Origin of the sequence: Streptomyces sp. NPDC126497 (genome assembly GCF_040302425.1) — a bacterium.
Lineage (GTDB): Bacteria > Actinomycetota > Actinomycetes > Streptomycetales > Streptomycetaceae > Streptomyces.
In genome coordinates this window covers 18,461-34,865 of the sequence record NZ_JBEORT010000074.1, presented here as the reverse complement: position 1 = coordinate 34,865, position 16,405 = coordinate 18,461, and the positions used below count along the sequence as shown (strand labels likewise).

General features: G+C 71.4%; 14 protein-coding genes and 2 tRNA genes. 10 read left to right on the top strand and 6 right to left on the bottom strand.

The features are described 5' to 3' along the window. Positions 1-160 (bottom strand): beta-ketoacyl synthase N-terminal-like domain-containing protein (locus ABTY20_RS25820; RefSeq protein WP_351999436.1); only part of this gene is annotated, 160 nt, incomplete at its 3' end. Between ABTY20_RS25820 and ABTY20_RS25815 the strand changes: the two genes are divergently transcribed. Beyond that, the gene (locus ABTY20_RS25815; RefSeq protein ID WP_351999434.1) at positions 141-959 is read left to right on the top strand and encodes an Fpg/Nei family DNA glycosylase; all 819 of its coding nucleotides are present in this window, start codon (positions 141-143) and stop codon (positions 957-959) included. The genes ABTY20_RS25820 and ABTY20_RS25815 overlap by 20 nt on opposite strands. Before the next feature lie 3 nt (positions 960-962). Here the strand turns inward: ABTY20_RS25815 and ABTY20_RS25810 are convergent, their stop codons facing one another. Next, positions 963-2,213, bottom strand: a complete 1,251-nt coding sequence (locus tag ABTY20_RS25810; RefSeq protein WP_351999433.1) for a GNAT family N-acetyltransferase — start codon at positions 2,211-2,213, stop codon at positions 963-965. Positions 2,214-2,374: 161 nt separating this feature from the next. Between ABTY20_RS25810 and ABTY20_RS25805 the strand changes: the two genes are divergently transcribed. Both ABTY20_RS25805 and ABTY20_RS25800 read left to right on the top strand, forming a co-directional pair. After that, on the top strand, positions 2,375-3,553 hold the full coding sequence (locus ABTY20_RS25805; RefSeq protein WP_351999432.1) for a SpoIIE family protein phosphatase: 1,179 nt from the start codon (positions 2,375-2,377) through the stop codon (positions 3,551-3,553). An 18-nt stretch (positions 3,554-3,571) separates the two neighbouring features. After that, complete coding sequence (locus tag ABTY20_RS25800; protein WP_351999431.1) at positions 3,572-4,042, top strand: HD domain-containing protein; 471 nt, start codon at positions 3,572-3,574, stop codon at positions 4,040-4,042. Here the strand turns inward: ABTY20_RS25800 and ABTY20_RS25795 are convergent. Then, positions 4,039-5,229 (bottom strand): acyltransferase family protein, encoded by a 1,191-nt coding sequence (locus ABTY20_RS25795; RefSeq protein WP_351999430.1) that lies wholly within the window; start codon positions 5,227-5,229, stop codon positions 4,039-4,041. The genes ABTY20_RS25800 and ABTY20_RS25795 overlap by 4 nt on opposite strands. Before the next feature lie 623 nt (positions 5,230-5,852). Here ABTY20_RS25795 and ABTY20_RS25790 point away from each other — a divergent pair. Beyond that, positions 5,853-6,047, top strand: a complete 195-nt coding sequence (locus tag ABTY20_RS25790) for a hypothetical protein (protein WP_351999429.1) — start codon at positions 5,853-5,855, stop codon at positions 6,045-6,047. 139 nt (positions 6,048-6,186) lie between these two features. Here ABTY20_RS25790 and ABTY20_RS25785 read toward each other — a convergent pair. Next, positions 6,187-6,257: transfer RNA gene (locus tag ABTY20_RS25785), tRNA-Gly, on the bottom strand. Between the two features lie 164 nt (positions 6,258-6,421). Between ABTY20_RS25785 and ABTY20_RS25780 the strand changes: the two genes are divergently transcribed. The 5 genes from ABTY20_RS25780 to clpX all read left to right on the top strand — a co-directional run bounded on the left by ABTY20_RS25780 (position 6,422) and on the right by clpX (position 11,295). After that, positions 6,422-6,498: transfer RNA gene (locus tag ABTY20_RS25780), tRNA-Pro, on the top strand. A gap of 165 nt (positions 6,499-6,663) precedes the next feature. Then, positions 6,664-8,055, top strand: a complete 1,392-nt coding sequence (tig, locus tag ABTY20_RS25775; RefSeq protein ID WP_351999428.1) for a trigger factor — start codon at positions 6,664-6,666, stop codon at positions 8,053-8,055. A 350-nt stretch (positions 8,056-8,405) separates the two neighbouring features. Next, positions 8,406-9,011 (top strand): ATP-dependent Clp protease proteolytic subunit, encoded by a 606-nt coding sequence (locus ABTY20_RS25770; protein ID WP_351999435.1) that lies wholly within the window; start codon positions 8,406-8,408, stop codon positions 9,009-9,011. Between the two features lie 109 nt (positions 9,012-9,120). Further along, on the top strand, positions 9,121-9,828 hold the full coding sequence (locus ABTY20_RS25765) for an ATP-dependent Clp protease proteolytic subunit (protein WP_351999427.1): 708 nt from the start codon (positions 9,121-9,123) through the stop codon (positions 9,826-9,828). A 180-nt stretch (positions 9,829-10,008) separates the two neighbouring features. Continuing rightward, positions 10,009-11,295, top strand: coding sequence for an ATP-dependent Clp protease ATP-binding subunit ClpX (clpX, locus tag ABTY20_RS25760; protein WP_351999426.1), 1,287 nt, complete (start codon positions 10,009-10,011; stop codon positions 11,293-11,295). Positions 11,296-11,363: 68 nt separating this feature from the next. Here the strand turns inward: clpX and ABTY20_RS25755 are convergent, their stop codons facing one another. Both ABTY20_RS25755 and ABTY20_RS25750 read right to left on the bottom strand, forming a co-directional pair. Beyond that, positions 11,364-12,329 (bottom strand): hypothetical protein, encoded by a 966-nt coding sequence (locus tag ABTY20_RS25755; RefSeq protein ID WP_351999425.1) that lies wholly within the window; start codon positions 12,327-12,329, stop codon positions 11,364-11,366. Between the two features lie 36 nt (positions 12,330-12,365). Beyond that, positions 12,366-13,391 (bottom strand): hypothetical protein, encoded by a 1,026-nt coding sequence (locus ABTY20_RS25750; protein ID WP_351999424.1) that lies wholly within the window; start codon positions 13,389-13,391, stop codon positions 12,366-12,368. A gap of 138 nt (positions 13,392-13,529) precedes the next feature. Here ABTY20_RS25750 and ABTY20_RS25745 point away from each other — a divergent pair, with 138 nt between their 5' ends. Further along, complete coding sequence (locus tag ABTY20_RS25745; RefSeq protein ID WP_351999423.1) at positions 13,530-16,154, top strand: valine--tRNA ligase; 2,625 nt, start codon at positions 13,530-13,532, stop codon at positions 16,152-16,154. The last annotated feature ends 251 nt before the right edge of the window (positions 16,155-16,405 follow it).

Here is a 16,405-nt window from a genome sequence, read left to right as displayed (position 1 = left end):
CCTCCCGCGGGCTCATCCCGAAGAAGTCCGCGTCGAAGGCGCCCGCGTCGTGCAGGAAGCCGCCGGCCTTGGTGTAGCTGGTGCCCGAGGCCTCGGGGCCGCCCGGCCGGGCGGTGGGCACACGCTTGGAAGGACACCCCGTGCCGGAAGGCCACACCATCCACCGGCTGGCCGAGGACTACGCCGCCTTCGCCACCGGCGCCCCCCTGCGCGTCACCAGCCCCCAGGGCAAGTTCGCCGACGCCGCCGCCCTCCTCGACGGCACCCCGCTGCGCACCACCGACGCCCACGGCAAGCACCTGTTCCTCGGCTTCGGCGACGCCGAACCCGCCGAGTGGGTCCACATCCACCTCGGCCTCTTCGGCAAGGTCGCCTTCGGCCCGGCCCCGGCGCCGCCCCCCACGGACACCGTCCGGCTCCGCCTCGCCGACGCCACGTCCTACGTCGACCTGCGCGGCCCCACCACCTGCGCCCTGATCACGGACGGCGAGAAGCAGGCGGTCCACGACCGCCTCGGCCCCGACCCGCTGCGCCCGGACGCCGACCCGGCCCTCGCGTACCGCAGGATCGGCCGCAGCCGTACGACGATCGCCGCGCTCCTGATGGACCAGAAGGTCATCGCGGGCGTGGGCAACGTCTACCGCGCCGAGGTCCTCTTCCGGCACCGGATCGACCCCTACCGCGCGGGCCGGGACGTCACCGCTGCCGAGTGGGACGCGATCTGGGCCGACCTGGTCGCGCTGATGCGCGAGGGCGTGCGCAACAACCGCATCGACACCGTCCGTCCCGAACACACCCCCGAGGCGATGGGGCGCCCGCCGCGCGTCGACGACCACGGCGGCGAGGTGTACGTCTACCGCAGGGCCCACCTGCCCTGCCACGTCTGCGGCGGCGAGATCCGCACCGCCGACCTCGCCGCCCGCAACCTGTTCTGGTGCCCCGCCTGCCAGCGCCGCTGAGACTCAGAAGCCGTGCGGCAGCCACGGCGCCGGGTCGCTCCCGAACGCCGTGGACGCCTCCGCCAGCGCGCCCCGCCGCAGCTCGGCCACCCGGCCGGCCGCCGCGAGCGCCGTGAGGCTCACCCCGCCCAGATAGGCCGCGCCCAGCTCCCGCACCGACAGGGCGAGATCGGCCGGGTCCTCGGTGCGCTCGCAGGACGCGCCCTCGGCGTCCCCGCTCAGCCGCCAACGCCCGGTGTTCCAGGGGCAGAAGGCGTCCTCCACCGCGAAGACGACGTCCACCGGCGCCCGGTACGTCCGCGCCCGGAGCGCCGCCCCGACGTCGACCAGCCGGACGTACATCGCGTCGCGCAGGGCCGGGCGGCACCGCCGTATGTCCGACACCAGGTACTGCCAGCCCTCGTCGACCGGCCGTCCCCGCGCCACCAGCGTCGACGTCAGGTCGATGTCGAACAGGAACCGCCACAGCGCCGCGTCGGCCGCCGGATCCAGCGCGGCCAGACCGCTCAGGAGCACCGTGCCGTCGGCCCCGGCGGCGCTCCAGCCCGGCTTCACCCGGAACCGCGCGTAGCCGACCGTCTCGCCGTCCCGCTCCGCGACCACGCACTGCAGCGGTGACGCCCCGCCCCGCTCCCGCTCCGTGTCGAGCAGCGCCACCCGCTCCCAGCCGGGCCGGCGCGCGAGCATCCCCGGCCGGCCGGGCACCGAACGGGCGTAGACCGCCTCGCAGGCGTCGAGGACGTCGGCGGGCTCCGCGTACCGCAGCCGTACGGCGTCGGCGCCGGCCGGGACGGTCAGGCCCGCCCGGCGGGTGTCGATCTCGGCGTCGAGCTGGAAGGTGGCGGCCCCGTACCCGAACCGGCCGTAGATCGCCGGCTCCGACGCGGTGAGCACCGCCAGCGGCTCGCCCCAGGAGCGGACGTCGTCCAGCTGGCGCCGCATCATCGACGTCAGCACCCCGCGCCGCCGGTGCGTGGCGGCCACGCCGACCATGGTGACGCCCGCGGCCGGCACGGAGGCGCCCCCCGGCACGGTGACCCGGAACGAGAACGCACCCGCCGTCCCCACGCAGGCGTCCCCGTCCCACACGCCGAGGGAACGGTCGTACTCGGTCAGCGAGTTCCACAGCTCCCGCTCCGCGTCCGCCTCCGGGACCCCGCCGAAGGCCCGGACCAGCGTCGCGTACCACGTGTCCCAGTCGTCCGGACGCAGCACGCGGAGTCCGTTTGCGAGATCAGCCTGTTCGTTCGCCATGCGCCATGCCTACCAGGGCCGTCCACGAGGAGCGAGGCAATTTCTCCCGTGCGGCCCCACGGCGGCGTCCGGTGAAGTTGACTGTGAAGCCGGCCCCGACGAGGGGACAACCAGGACCTCCCGTGCCATGTGGCCGGTCCGATGGATAGGGTCCCGAACTGATGGCAGCAGGACGAGAGCGGCGCGCGGAAGCCGACACGTTCACGGCCCGGTTGAAGAAGCAGTGGCACCGGGCCCGCGTCGGCGTGCGCCGGGCCGGCGTCGACTACTTCCGCGGGGACGGCTCCGACTGGGTCGCGCTCGCCGGACTGCTCCTCACCGTCCCGCTGATCGCGGCCGGGACGCTCACCGACTCCGTGTGGTGCGCGCCCTCCGCGCTGGTCCTCCCGATCGTCGCCGGCGGCCTGCTGCTGCGCCCGGCGAGCCTGCTCGGGCTGTACGCCGCCGCGGCGACCGCGCTGATCGTCGAGTCGGTGTGGCTCGGCCCCTACACCGAGGGCGCCGCCCGGGTCACCCCGGGCGTGGTCCTCACCGTCGCCGCCTGCGGCTTCTTCGGGCTGCTCGTCGCCCAGTTCCGCAGCCGGGTGGGCGTGCCCTGGCGGCGCGGCGGCACCATGCTGTTCGACCTGCGCGAACGCATCCGGGTGCAGAGCAAGCTGCCGAAGCTGCCGAGCGGCTGGCACCGGGAGATGGCCCTGCGCCCGGCGGGCGGCCAGTCCTTCTCGGGCGACTTCGTGGTCGCGGCCCGCACCAACGGCGGGCGCACCCTGGAGGTCGTGCTCACCGACGTCTCCGGCAAGGGCATGGACGCCGCCTCGCGCGCCCTGCTGCTGTCGGGCGCCTTCGGCGGCCTCCTCGGCAGCCTCCCGCCGCACGCCTTCCTGCCGGCCGCCAACGGCTACCTGCTGCGCCAGGACTGGGACGAGGGCTTCGCCACCTCCATCCACCTGGTGCTCGACCTGGACTCCGGCGACTACGAGCTCTACTCCGCCGGGCACCCGCCCGGCCTCCAGCTCAGCGCGGGCAGCGGCCGCTGGGAGGAGAAGGCGGCCGACGGCCCGCTGCTCGGCGTGTACGACGGCGCCCGGTTCGACCCGGTGAAGGGCTCGCTGCGCCCCGGGGACGTGCTGATGCTGTTCACGGACGGCCTGGTGGAGACCTCCGACCGGGACATCGTGGAGGGCATCGACCGCCTCACCGGCGAGGCCGACCGCTATGTCGCCGGAGGCTTCCACGGCGCCGCCTGGCACCTCATCGAGGCGGTCGCCAAGGACGTCAACGACGACCGGGCCCTGCTGCTCATATGCCGGGAGGGGCCGACGGCCGCGGCGGCCCGCTGACCCGTGCACACTGGGCGGGTGACCGAGACGACACCGCTGTCCCCGGCCGAGATCGAGGCCACCGCCCGCGCCGCGCACGCCGGCCAGACCGACAAGGCGGGCCGGCCCTACGTCGAGCACCTGCGGGCCGTCGCCGAGGGGGTGCGGGCCCGCGGCGGCGACGAGGAGCAGATCGCGGCGGCCTGGCTGCACGACGCCGTCGAGGACGACCGGCTGTCGCGGCGCCGGCTGGAGGAGGCCGCGCTGACCCGGCGGACCAAGGACATCGTCCTCGCGGTCACCAAGCGGCCCGGGGAGTCCCCCGAGGCGTACGCGGCCCGGATCCTCGCCACCCCCGGTGCGCTGCTGGTGAAGGAGGCGGACCTGGCGCACAACGCCGACCCGGCCCGTCTGGCCGTGCTGGACGGGCCGACCCGCGCACGGCTGACCGGGAAGTACGCGCGGATGCGCGCACTCCTCGGCCTCGTGCCGGGGGAGGGGAGCTCCTAGACGGAGACCTTCTCGCGGCTCTCCGTCCTCCGCTCCCGCCGCTCGCGCTCGTGTGACGCCCGCGCGGCGTCCCGCTTGAACGCCCACTCCATCCTCGGCTCCATCACGAACCGGAACACCCGCCGCACGGGGGCGGTGCACAGCAGCGTCACCAGGACCGCCGCCAGGACGCTCACGGCGATCTCGCCGAGCGGCCGGTGCAGCACGGGGTGCTCGAACCAGCCCCGGTAGTCGCCGGCCTTCGCCACGAAGCCGTGCAGCAGGTAGCCGTAGAGCGTGCCCGCGCCGAGCGCCGTGAACCACGTGCGGCGGCCCGGCACCCAGGCGAAGAAGCAGGCGGTCAGCAGCAGCGAGCAGCCGAACATCGCGAGCACCATGACCGGACCCGCCCACCACGGCGCGCCCAGCTCCTGCGCGGCGTCACGGTGGTAGAACCACGCGGTGTTCATCCGCGGCACCGCCCACCAGCCCACGGCCAGCGCCGCCGCGAACACCGGCACCGCCGCGATCCGCACCGGCCTGCGGCGCACCCTGTGGAAGTGCTCCGGCCGCATGCACAGTCCGAGCACGAAGTACGGCAGGAACTGCAGCACGCGCTGCAGGTCGAGGTCGTCGCCGATCCCGGGGGTGACACTGGCCAGCGCGGCGATGCCGAGGGCCAGCGGCAGCGGGTGCCGCACCGCGTTCCAGATCGGCGTGGTCAGCCGCCACACGAACAGCGCGACCAGGAACCAGGTCAGGTACCAGGGGTCGAGCAGGCTGATCTCCTGCTCGGGGGCGTGGTCGACGACCCGCCGGAACAGGGGATAGGCGGTCTCGAACACGACGTACGGCACGGCGATGCCGGTGATCAGCCGGCGCAGCCGGTCGGGCCGCATGTCGAAGCTGCGCGAGAAGAAGCCGGAGATGATGATGAAGGCCGGCATGTGGAACGTGTACACGACCGTGTACGCCGCCTCCAGGACCCGGCTGTCGCCCTTGAGGGGCTCCCAGGCGTGGCCGACCGCCACCAGCACGATCGCCAGGTACTTGGCGTTGTCGAAGAACGCGTCGCGCTGTCCGCCGGACGGCGCCGGGCGGCCGCCGCGCCCGCTCCCCGTGCGGGGACCGGGCACCCCGGGTGCCGGCGACCGGACCGGGGGGAGCGGCGTTCTGCGGTTGCCGTACGGTCGCTGCGAGTTCGTCACTGACCCTCCCGGCGGGGGCTCGGGGAGGCGGTCGGTGAGCTCGCTGCGCTTGCGGGGGACGAGGCAGCGTGGAACATCTGAGGCACCCTAGCGTTGTCCGCGGGATTTGGTAAAACGCCCGACGTCGTTCTTGGTATTCGAACCGGGTACCCCCGATCGGGGAATGTGTGCGAGATGTCCGGCGTGACGGCCAACACATCCGGAACGCAAGGGCATTGACCGTCGCGCGGGCTCACCTTTCATGATTGTTCCGGACAAAGCCGTGCGTGGGACCGGCAGGTGACTCGGGCACTGTGTCCGTATCCGTCACATATCCTCCGGAACGTCCCACGGATTGCCGGAACGTCTGCGACGGCAATTCGAATTACCTGCGGACGCATTGTGTGGAGACGGAAAGGATCCGGGCGAATTCCCTGGGCGGGCCCCCATCGAATTGCCGTGCGACACGGTGCCGTTGGCCCGTGGGGCCGGTGGTGCGCGGGCGGGGCCGGCCGCACCGGCGCGGATGATGCGTCAGCCACCGCATAGGGCGGCCCTGTTGGTGGCACGATGGTTCTGGCGGGGTGCGCGGGGTCGCGTCGCCCGGGCCGGGGAAGCGGAACCGACCGAGGGTGTGATCAGTTGTGGCCATTTCACTGTCCGTGGTGCTGCTGTTGGCGATCATCCTGGTGGTGCTGCTGAGAGGCGGCTCCATCAAGCCGGGGCCGGCGGTCGTCGCCGTCCTCTTCGGCTTCTTCCTGGCCTCCACCGGCATGGCCGACGACATCCAGCGGTTCCTGGACTCGATAGCCGAGATGATCAACTCGATCAGCTTCTGACCCCGCCCGCCCCGTGCGGAAACGATCCGGGCCGGCCCGGGAGCCGCTCCTCGGCCCGGTCGCCCGGCCCGTCCGGAGCCCGGAAAGCGACCGGGGCCGGGCCGGGGAGCGATCCCCGGCCCGGCCCCGGGCCGTAGAGAGCGGGCGACGGGAATCGAACCCGCGTAGCTAGTTTGGAAGACTAGGGCTCTACCATTGAGCTACGCCCGCACCGAACGCGCCGCGCGTCGGTGACCGCGGCACTGACAGGCATCGTAGCGGGTCGCACGCCCTCGTCGCACACCCCGTTTCCGGCCCGCCCCGGACGCCGCACCGCGCCGCGAAACACAGCGGCCGTTTCGCCCGGGTGCATGTACCCTACGTGTCGCACCAGACGGGGTGTGGCGCAGCTTGGTAGCGCGTCCGCTTTGGGAGCGGAAGGCCGTGGGTTCAAATCCCGCCACCCCGACCAGCCACCTGCCCGCGCACCGGTGATCGCCTTTTGGGTGCCGTAGCCGCTGCCGTTACTATGCAAGCTGCACGCCCTGTGTGTCTCTGAAGTCCTCCGGGCGGCGAATCGGCCGGACCGCTCTGGTCCCGGCAGAACCCGAGAAGTCAGCCACAAGGAGACCGAACCGTGAAGAGCGCCGTGGAGACCCTGAACCCGACCCGGGTTCGGCTCACTGTCGAGGTGCCCTTCGAGGAGCTCAAGGACAGCCTCGACGCGGCGTACAAGAAGATCAACCAGCAGGTCACGGTGAAGGGCTTCCGCAAGGGCAAGGTCCCGGCCCGGGTCATCGACCAGCGCTTCGGCCGCGGTGCGGTGCTGGAGGAGGCCGTCAACGACGCCCTCCCGAAGTTCTACACCGACGCCGTCAACGAGGCCGAGCTGAGCCCGCTGGGCCAGCCCGAGGTCGACATCACGGAGCTGAAGGACGGCGAGACGCTGAACTTCACCGCCGAGGTCGACGTCCGCCCGGCCATCGAGATCCCGGACTACTCCGGCATCGAGGTCGAGGTCGACGCCGTCGAGGTCACCGACGAGGACGTCGAGAAGTCGGTGGAGCAGCTCCGCGAGCGCTTCGCCTCCACCTCCCCGGTGGAGCGCGCCGCCGAGGACGGCGACGTGGTCACCATCGACCTGGAGGCCAAGGTCGACGGCGAGGTCCTCGAGGACGGCGTCGCCAGCGGCGTCTCCTACACCATCGGCTCCGGTGAGCTGCTGGACGGCATCGACGACGCCGTGAAGGGCCTGGAGGCCGGTGGCGAGGCCACCTTCACCTCCGAGCTCAAGGGCGGCTCGGCGGCCGGCAAGGAGGCCGAGGTGACCGTCAAGGTCTCCCAGGTCGCCAAGCGCGAGCTGCCCGAGCTGGACGACGAGTTCGCCCAGCTCGCCTCCGAGTTCGACACCCTCGAGGAGCTCAAGGCCGACAGCCGCAAGCGCCTGGAGAACATGAAGCAGTACGACCAGGCCACGCAGGCCCAGGAGCGCGTCCTGGAGAAGCTGCTCGAGCTGGTCGAGGTCCCGGTCCCCGAGAAGCTGCTCGAGGACGAGATCAACACCCGCAAGCACAACCTCGAGCACCACCAGCTCGGCCAGATGGGCCTCGACCTCGCGAAGTACCTGGAGATCCAGGGCAAGACCGAGGAGGAGTTCGACGCCGAGACCCGTGAGGCCGCGGTCAAGGGCATCAAGACCCAGTTCGTGCTCGACGAGCTGGTCAAGCAGGAGAAGCTCAACGTCAACCAGGACGAGCTGACCGAGCACCTCATGCGCCGTGCCGCCTCCTCCGGCATGTCCCCCGACCAGTTCGCCCAGGCCGTCGTCGAGCAGGGCCAGGTCCCGCTCCTCGTCGGCGAGGTCGCCCGCGGCAAGGCCCTGGCCGCCGTGGTCGAGAAGGCCACGGTCAAGGACACCAACGGCGAGGTCGTCGACCTCGAGGACGAGGACGAGGAGGAGGCCGCCGAGGCCGAGGCCGGGTCCGCCGAGTCCACCGGGGCCGCGGCCGAGGAGAAGACCGAGGACTGAGCCTCGCGGCCACCTCCGACCGACGTACGACGGGCCCCGGGCGATCACCGCCGGGGCCCGTCCGTCGTACCCCCGGGGACCGGTGCCCCGGGGCACCGGGGGTGCCGGTGCGCGGCCCCGCCGCGCGGGCGCGGACGCCCCCACGGCCCGTGGCCGCCCGCAAACCGGACGGGCGCCCCTCTACGCCCCCGGCGAACACCCCGGCTACCGGGATTCCCCGGCGGAGCCCCCGCGTTAGGGTCCATGAATACGAGGGCAGTGGAGTCGCCGGAAGAGACTCCAGCCCGCAGGGAAACGTGAGACGGCCCGGCGCCGTCGTAAGACGAGCAGGTGGATACGTGACGAATCTGATGCCCTCCGCCGCCGGCGAGCCCTCCATCGGTGGTGGCCTCGGTGACCAGGTCTACAACCGGCTGCTCGGTGAGCGGATCATCTTCCTCGGCCAGCCGGTCGACGACGACATCGCCAACAAGATCACCGCACAGCTGCTGCTCCTTGCCTCCGACCCGGAGAAGGACATCTACCTGTACATCAACAGCCCCGGCGGCTCCATCACGGCCGGCATGGCGATCTACGACACCATGCAGTACATCAAGAACGACGTGGTGACGATCGCCATGGGCCTGGCGGCCTCCATGGGCCAGTTCCTGCTGAGCGCCGGCACCCCCGGCAAGCGTTTCGCGCTGCCGAACGCCGAGATCCTGATCCACCAGCCGTCCGCCGGCCTCGCCGGCTCGGCCTCGGACATCAAGATCCACGCCGAGCGGCTGCTGCACACCAAGAAGCGCATGGCCGAGCTCACGGCCCAGCACACCGGCCAGACGGTCGAGCAGATCACCCGCGACTCCGACCGTGACCGCTGGTTCGACGCCTTCGAGGCCAAGGAGTACGGCCTCATCGACGACGTGATCGCCACGGCCGCCGGCATGCCGGGCGGCGGCGGCACCGGGGCCTGAGCGGCCCCACGGGGCCCTCGTGGCCCCGCGGACGCCCCCGGGCCCCTCGGGGACCGGTGAACGCCCCAGCAGCCCCAGCCGACCGCCTCAGCCCCTTTCAGGAGACACCGTGAACCAGTTCCCCGGCAGTGGGATCTACGACCGTACGCACGCCGTGCAGGACATGGGCGCCTCGCAGGGCCGTTACACCGGCCCCTCGGCCGAGTCCCGCTACGTCATCCCGCGCTTCGTCGAGCGCACCTCCCAGGGCATCCGCGAGTACGACCCGTACGCGAAGCTCTTCGAGGAGCGCGTGATCTTCCTCGGCGTGCAGATCGACGACGCCTCCGCCAACGACGTCATGGCGCAGCTGCTGTGCCTGGAGTCGATGGACCCCGACCGGGACATCTCGGTCTACATCAACAGCCCCGGCGGCTCCTTCACCGCGCTCACGGCGATCTACGACACGATGCAGTACGTGAAGCCGGACATCCAGACGGTCTGCATGGGCCAGGCGGCCTCCGCCGCCGCCGTCCTGCTGGCCGCCGGCACGCCCGGCAAGCGCATGGCGCTGCCGAACGCGCGCGTGCTGATCCACCAGCCGTACAGCGAGACCGGCCGCGGCCAGGTCTCCGACCTGGAGATCGCCGCCAACGAGATCCTCCGGATGCGCACGCAGCTGGAGGACATGCTCGCCAAGCACTCCACCCGGCCGATCGAGAAGATCCGCGAGGACATCGAGCGCGACAAGATCCTCACGGCCGAGGACGCGCTGGAGTACGGCCTGATCGACCAGATCATCAGCACCCGGAAGATGGACAACGCCAGCCTGCGCTGACGCGCGGCGGGGTGTAACGTCTGCCGCCCCTTGGCACGGTTTGGCACGGTCCACGTCAAAGTGAACCGTGCCAAGGGGGGCCCGAACGGGGGGCCAGGCAAGGTACCGTCGGACATAAGGCAGCACCAGGAGCCGCCGGACGCCCGCGTCCGCGTCTCCCAGGCGAAGGGGAAGCACACCGTGGCACGCATCGGTGACGGCGGCGATCTGCTCAAGTGCTCGTTCTGCGGCAAGAGCCAGAAGCAGGTCAAGAAGCTCATCGCAGGGCCCGGTGTGTACATCTGCGACGAGTGCATCGACCTCTGCAACGAGATCATCGAGGAAGAACTCGCCGAGACCAGCGAGGTCCGCTGGGAGGAGCTGCCCAAGCCCCGCGAGATCTACGAGTTCCTCGAGGGGTACGTGGTGGGGCAGGAGTCGGCCAAGAAGGCCCTCTCCGTCGCCGTGTACAACCACTACAAGCGCGTCCAGGCCGGCGAGAACGGCGGCGCGCAGGGCCGTGACGACGCCATCGAGCTGGCGAAGTCCAACATCCTCCTGCTGGGCCCCACGGGCTCCGGCAAGACCCTGCTGGCCCAGACCCTCGCCCGCATGCTGAACGTCCCGTTCGCGATCGCCGACGCCACGGCGCTCACCGAGGCGGGGTACGTCGGTGAGGACGTCGAGAACATCCTGCTGAAGCTGATCCAGGCGGCCGACTACGACGTCAAGAAGGCCGAGACGGGGATCATCTACATCGACGAGATCGACAAGGTCGCCCGCAAGAGCGAGAACCCGTCGATCACCCGCGACGTCAGCGGTGAGGGCGTGCAGCAGGCCCTGCTGAAGATCCTCGAGGGCACCACGGCCTCGGTCCCGCCGCAGGGCGGCCGCAAGCACCCGCACCAGGAGTTCATCCAGATCGACACGACGAACGTGCTGTTCATCGTGGGCGGCGCCTTCGCCGGACTGGAGAAGATCATCGAGGGCCGGGCCGGCGCCAAGGGCATCGGCTTCGGCGCGACGATCCGCTCCAAGCGGGAGAGGGAGTCCAAGGACCAGTTCGAGGAGGTCATGCCGGAGGACCTGGTCAAGTTCGGCATGATCCCGGAGTTCATCGGCCGGCTCCCCGTCATCACCAGCGTCCACAACCTGGACCGCGAGGCCCTGCTGCAGATCCTCGTCGAGCCGCGCAACGCACTGGTCAAGCAGTACCAGCGCCTCTTCGAACTCGACGGCGTGGAACTGGACTTCGAGCGCGAGGCGCTGGAGGCCATCGCCGACCAGGCCATCCTGCGCCAGACCGGCGCCCGCGGCCTGCGCGCCATCATGGAGGAGGTCCTCCAGGGCGTGATGTACGAGGTCCCGTCCCGCAAGGACGTCGCCCGCGTGGTCATCACCGCCGACGTGGTCCTCTCCAACGTCAACCCGACCCTGATCCCGCGCGACGCCCGCGGCCGGGGGCCGGGGGAGCAGAAGACGGCGTAGCCGCCCCGCAGCCGACGTGAAAGGGGCCCCGGCACCGGCCGGGGCCCCTTTCGCGCGCACGCGTCGCGTCAGGCCTTGACGCGCACGTCCTTGCGGAACGTGGCGGTGAGCTCGGCGGCCTTCCCCAGGTCGGTGGCCTTGCCCGCCATGGCGTCGGCCAGTTCCATGTGGATGATGACGCCCAGCGTGCTGTGGTCACCCCAGATGCACACCGGCACGCTGAACTCCGACGGCCCGACGGCCGCGTCCCCCGACCCGGCGTCGCCGTTCTTGATCTTCGTCTCCTGGCACTTCAGGACCGCGCCGTCCAGGTCGTCCGGCGTGTAGCCCTTCGGGCTGCCGACGACCTCGCCCTCGGTCTCCTCGTCCTCGGAGGCGTTCTTCTTCATCTCGGCGAACATGGCGTCGACGACCTTCTCCGGGTCGTCGATGTCGCCGTAGACCCCCATGAAGTTGATCATCTTCATGGCGAGCGGGTTGGACTTGTCCCCGGCCTGGTAGCCGGCGTTGACGTCCTTGGCGTTCTTGACGCCGTGCTTCTCGGCGTCCTTGAGGTCGCTCTCGTCGAATCCGCCGCTGTCCGCGGCGTCGCCCTTCTTGTACTCGCCGCCGAGCACGGCCGCGGGCGTGGTCAGCTTGTGCGGGCCGTCGTCCGCGACGTCCGAGCCGCCGCCGCCCCCGCCGATCACGAAGTACGCGCCCACGGCGATGGCCGCGACGACCGCGACCGCGCCGACGATGATGCCGGCCTTCTTGCCGCCGCCGCCCGGGGCGGGGGGCTGGGGCGGCATGCCGTACGGGGCCTGGCCGTAGGGCGGCTGCTGGCCGTACGGCCCGGGCTGCTGGGGCGGGACGCCGGGCTGGCCGGGCTGCTGGGGGTAGCCGTAACCGGGCTGACCGGGCGGAGGGGTCTGCTGGGGGTACCCGTAGCCGGGCTGCGGGGCCTGCGGCTGCTGGCCGTAAGGGCCCGGCTGACCATAGGGGCCGGGCTGCTGGGGCTGCCCGCCGTACGGGCCCGGCTGGTTGTAGCTCATTGCTTGGATTCCCCTTGAATCGCTGGTGTGGTGCCGTCAGGCCTTGACGCGGATCTGCTCGCGGAGCTTGGTGGTGAGGTCGACCGCGGTGTCCTTGCCGACACCCGTGCCGTTGTTGTCGCCGGGCGAGACCATGGCGACCGTGCTGTGGTCGGCCCAGGCGCAGAACCAGTCGGTCGACTCCTTCTTGGTCAGCGCGTTGGTGCTCCTGGTCGACTGGCACTTGGCGACCGCGCCGTCGATCTCCGCCTCCTCGGGGTCGCCGATCAGCTCGGCGTTCTGCATACCGCCCGAGGAACCCGAGGAGCTCTCCTCGACCTGTTCCTGGATGTTCTCGAAGAACTCGTCCAGCGTCGCCTCGGGGTCGGCGATCTCGCCGTAGCCGCCGACCATGGTGATGCCCTTGGCGGTCAGCAGTTCCGCCCGGTCGGGGAAGTCCCCCGCCGTGTTCGGGTCCGTCGGGTCGTAGTCGCCGAAGTCGGCGGTCGACCACTGACCGAGGACGGCGGTGCCGTTCTTGACCCCGTTCTTCGCCATGTCCTTGGCGGTGTCGGAGTCGCTCTCCTCGTCGCCGTCGCCGAAGCGCGCGTAGTCGCCCAGTACCGTCTTCGGCGTGGTGAGCTTGTGCGGGCCGTCGTCCTCCAGGCCGCCCGCGCCGCCGCCCCCGCCGATCACGAAGTACGCGCCCACGGCGATGGCCGCGACGACCGCGACCGCGCCGACGATGATGCCGGCCTTCTTGCCGCCGCCCGGGGCGGGGGGCTGCTGGGGCGGCATGCCGTACGGGGCCTGGCCGTAGGGCGGCTGCTGGCCGTACGGCCCGGGCTGCTGGGGCGGGACGCCGGGCTGGCCGGGCTGCTGGGGGTGGCCGTGGCCGGGCTGACCGGGCGGGGGAGCCTGCTGGGGGTACCCGTAGCCGGGCTGACCGGGCGGGGGAGTCTGCTGGGGGTACCCGTAGCCGGGCTGCGGGGCCTGCGGCGGCCGGCCGTAAGGACCCGGCCGGCCGTACGGACCCGGCTGCTGGGGTTGTCCCCCGTACGGGCCCGGCTGGTCGTAGCTCATTGCGGAGTTCCCCCTCCAGATGCTTATGCGTTGCTGACATCCTGACTCAGGAGGGAAGCGTTCAGGCGGGCGGGGGGTCGCACCGTTACAAGGAAACGCGTTTCGGTACAGGCTCGTGACGCCTCTAAACTGAGCCCCGTGACCGAGAACGCTCAGCAGCAGCCACCAGCGCCCACCACCGAACTGCCGACCCAGTACGCGCCGGCCGACGTAGAGGGGCCGCTGTACGAGCGCTGGGTGGAACGCGGTTACTTCGAGGCGGACGCGGGGAGCGACAAGCCGCCGTTCACCGTCGTCATCCCCCCGCCGAACGTCACCGGCAGCCTGCACCTCGGGCACGCCTTCGAGCACACGATCATCGACGCCCTGACCCGCCGCAAGCGGATGCAGGGCTTCGAGACGCTGTGGCAGCCCGGCATGGACCACGCCGGCATCGCCACGCAGAACGTCGTCGAGCGGGAGCTGGCCAAGGAGGGCAAGTCCCGCCACGACCTCGGCCGTGAGGCGTTCGTCGAGCGGGTGTGGCAGTGGAAGGGCGAGTCCGGCGGGCAGATCTCCGGCCAGATGCGCCGCCTCGGCGACGGCGTCGCCTGGTCGCGTGAGCGCTTCACCATGGACGAGGGCCTGTCCCAGGCCGTCCAGACCATCTTCAAGCGGCTCTACGACGACGAGCTGATCTACCGTGCCGAGCGCATCATCAACTGGTGCCCGCGCTGTCTGACCGCGATCTCCGACATCGAGGTCAACTACCAGGACGACGACGGCGAGCTCGTCTCCATGACGTACGGCGACGGGGACGACACCATCGTCGTCGCCACGACCCGTGCCGAGACGATGCTCGGGGACACGGCCGTCGCCGTCCACCCCGAGGACGAGCGCTACAAGCACCTGGTCGGCAAGCTCGTCAAGCTGCCGCTGACCGACCGCTCCATCCCGGTCGTCGCGGACGAGCACGTCGACCCCGAGTTCGGCACGGGCGCCGTCAAGGTGACCCCGGCCCACGACCCGAACGACTTCGAGATCGGCCGGCGGCACGACCTGCCGTCCATCACCGTGATGGACGAGCACGCCGTCATCACCGCCCACGGCCCCTTCCAGGGCCTGGACCGCCTGGAGGCCCGCTCCGCCATCGTCGCCGCGCTGCGCGCCGAGGGCCGGATCGTCGCCGAGAAGCGGCCGTACGTCCACTCGGTCGGCCACTGCTCGCGCTGCAGGACCACCGTCGAGCCGCGGCTGTCCATGCAGTGGTGGGTCAAGGTCGGCCCGCTGGCGAAGGCGGCCGGTGACGCCGTCCGCGACGGCCGCGTCAAGATCCACCCGCAGGAGATGGAGAAGCGGTACTTCGACTGGGTCGACAACCTCCACGACTGGTGCATCTCGCGGCAGTTGTGGTGGGGCCACCGCATCCCGGTCTGGTACGGGCCGGACGGCGAGGTGGTCTGCGTCGGACCGGACGACGAGCCGCCGACCGGTGAGGGCTGGCACCAGGACACCGACGTCCTCGACACCTGGTTCTCCTCGGGCCTGTGGCCGTTCTCCACGCTGGGCTGGCCCGAACGGACCGAGTCGCTCGCGAAGTTCTACCCGAACTCCGTCCTGGTCACCGGCTACGACATCCTCTTCTTCTGGGTCGCCCGGATGATGATGTTCGGTCTGTACGCGATGGACGGCACCCCGCCGTTCCACACCATCGCCCTGCACGGCATGGTCCGCGACCAGTTCGGCAAGAAGATGTCGAAGTCCTTCGGCAACGCGGTCAACCCGCTGGACTGGATGGACAAGTACGGCAGCGACGCGCTGAGGTTCACGCTCGCCCGCGGCGCCAACCCCGGCGTCGACGTGCCGATCGGCGAGGACTGGGTCCAGGGCTCGCGCAACTTCGCCAACAAGATCTGGAACGCGACGCGTTTCGCGCTGATGAACGGCGCGACGGTCGAGGGCCCGCTGCCGGACGCCTCGAGGATGTCGCCGACCGACCGCTGGATCCTGTCCCGGCTGAACTCGGTCGTCGCCGAGGTCGACGCGCACTACGACGACTTCCAGTTCGCCAAGCTGTCGGACGCGCTGTTCCACTTCGCGTGGGACGAGGTCTTCGACTGGTACGTCGAGCTGTCCAAGACGACGTTCCAGGCGGGCGGGGAGCCGGCCGAGGTCAGCAAGCGGGTCCTCGGCGAGGTCCTCGACGTCACGCTGCGGCTGCTGCACCCGATCGTCCCGTTCGTCACCGAGACGCTGTGGACGACGCTGACCGGGGGCGAGTCGGTGGTCATCGCCGACTGGCCGTCCGACAGCGGTTTCCGGGACGCGGACGCCGAGCGGGAGATCGGGACGCTCCAGTCGGTGATCACCGAGGTCCGCCGCTTCCGTGCCGACCAGGGACTCCAGCCGGGCCAGCGGGTTCCGGCCCGCCTGACGCTCGGCGGGACGGCGCTCGCCGCGCACGAGCCGGCCATCCGCCAGCTGCTGCGCCTCCAGCCGGAGGGGGAGTCCTTCACGGCCACGGCGACGCTGCCGGTCGCGGGGGTCGAGGTCGCGCTGGACCTGTCCGGGGTGATCGACGTCGCCGCGGAGCGCAAGCGGCTGGCCAAGGACCTCGCGGCCGCGGAGAAGGAGAAGGCGCAGGCGACGGCGAAGCTCGGCAACGAGGCGTTCCTGTCGAAGGCGCCGGACCACGTGGTGGACAAGATCCGTGGCCGTCTGGCCAAGGCGGACGAGGACATCACCCGCATCCGGTCCCAGCTCGACCGCCTGCCCCCGGCGTAACGTCCTCCCGCCGCCGCGGGCGGCCGTGCCCCGTGCCCCAAGGGCCTGGGGGCGCCCCCGGGGCGGCACGGGTGGGCGCAGCAGTACCCCGCAAGCGCGGGTGAGCGGGACGACCGACCGAGGCCCCCCGAGCCGGACGGCTCCGGGGGTCCTCGGCTGTCCGGGGCGGGGCGCGCGGTTCGGCGCCGACCAGGTGCCTCCCCACTCCCGACTTCGCTCGAGCGGGAGGCGCCCCCACCGGCCACCCGTGC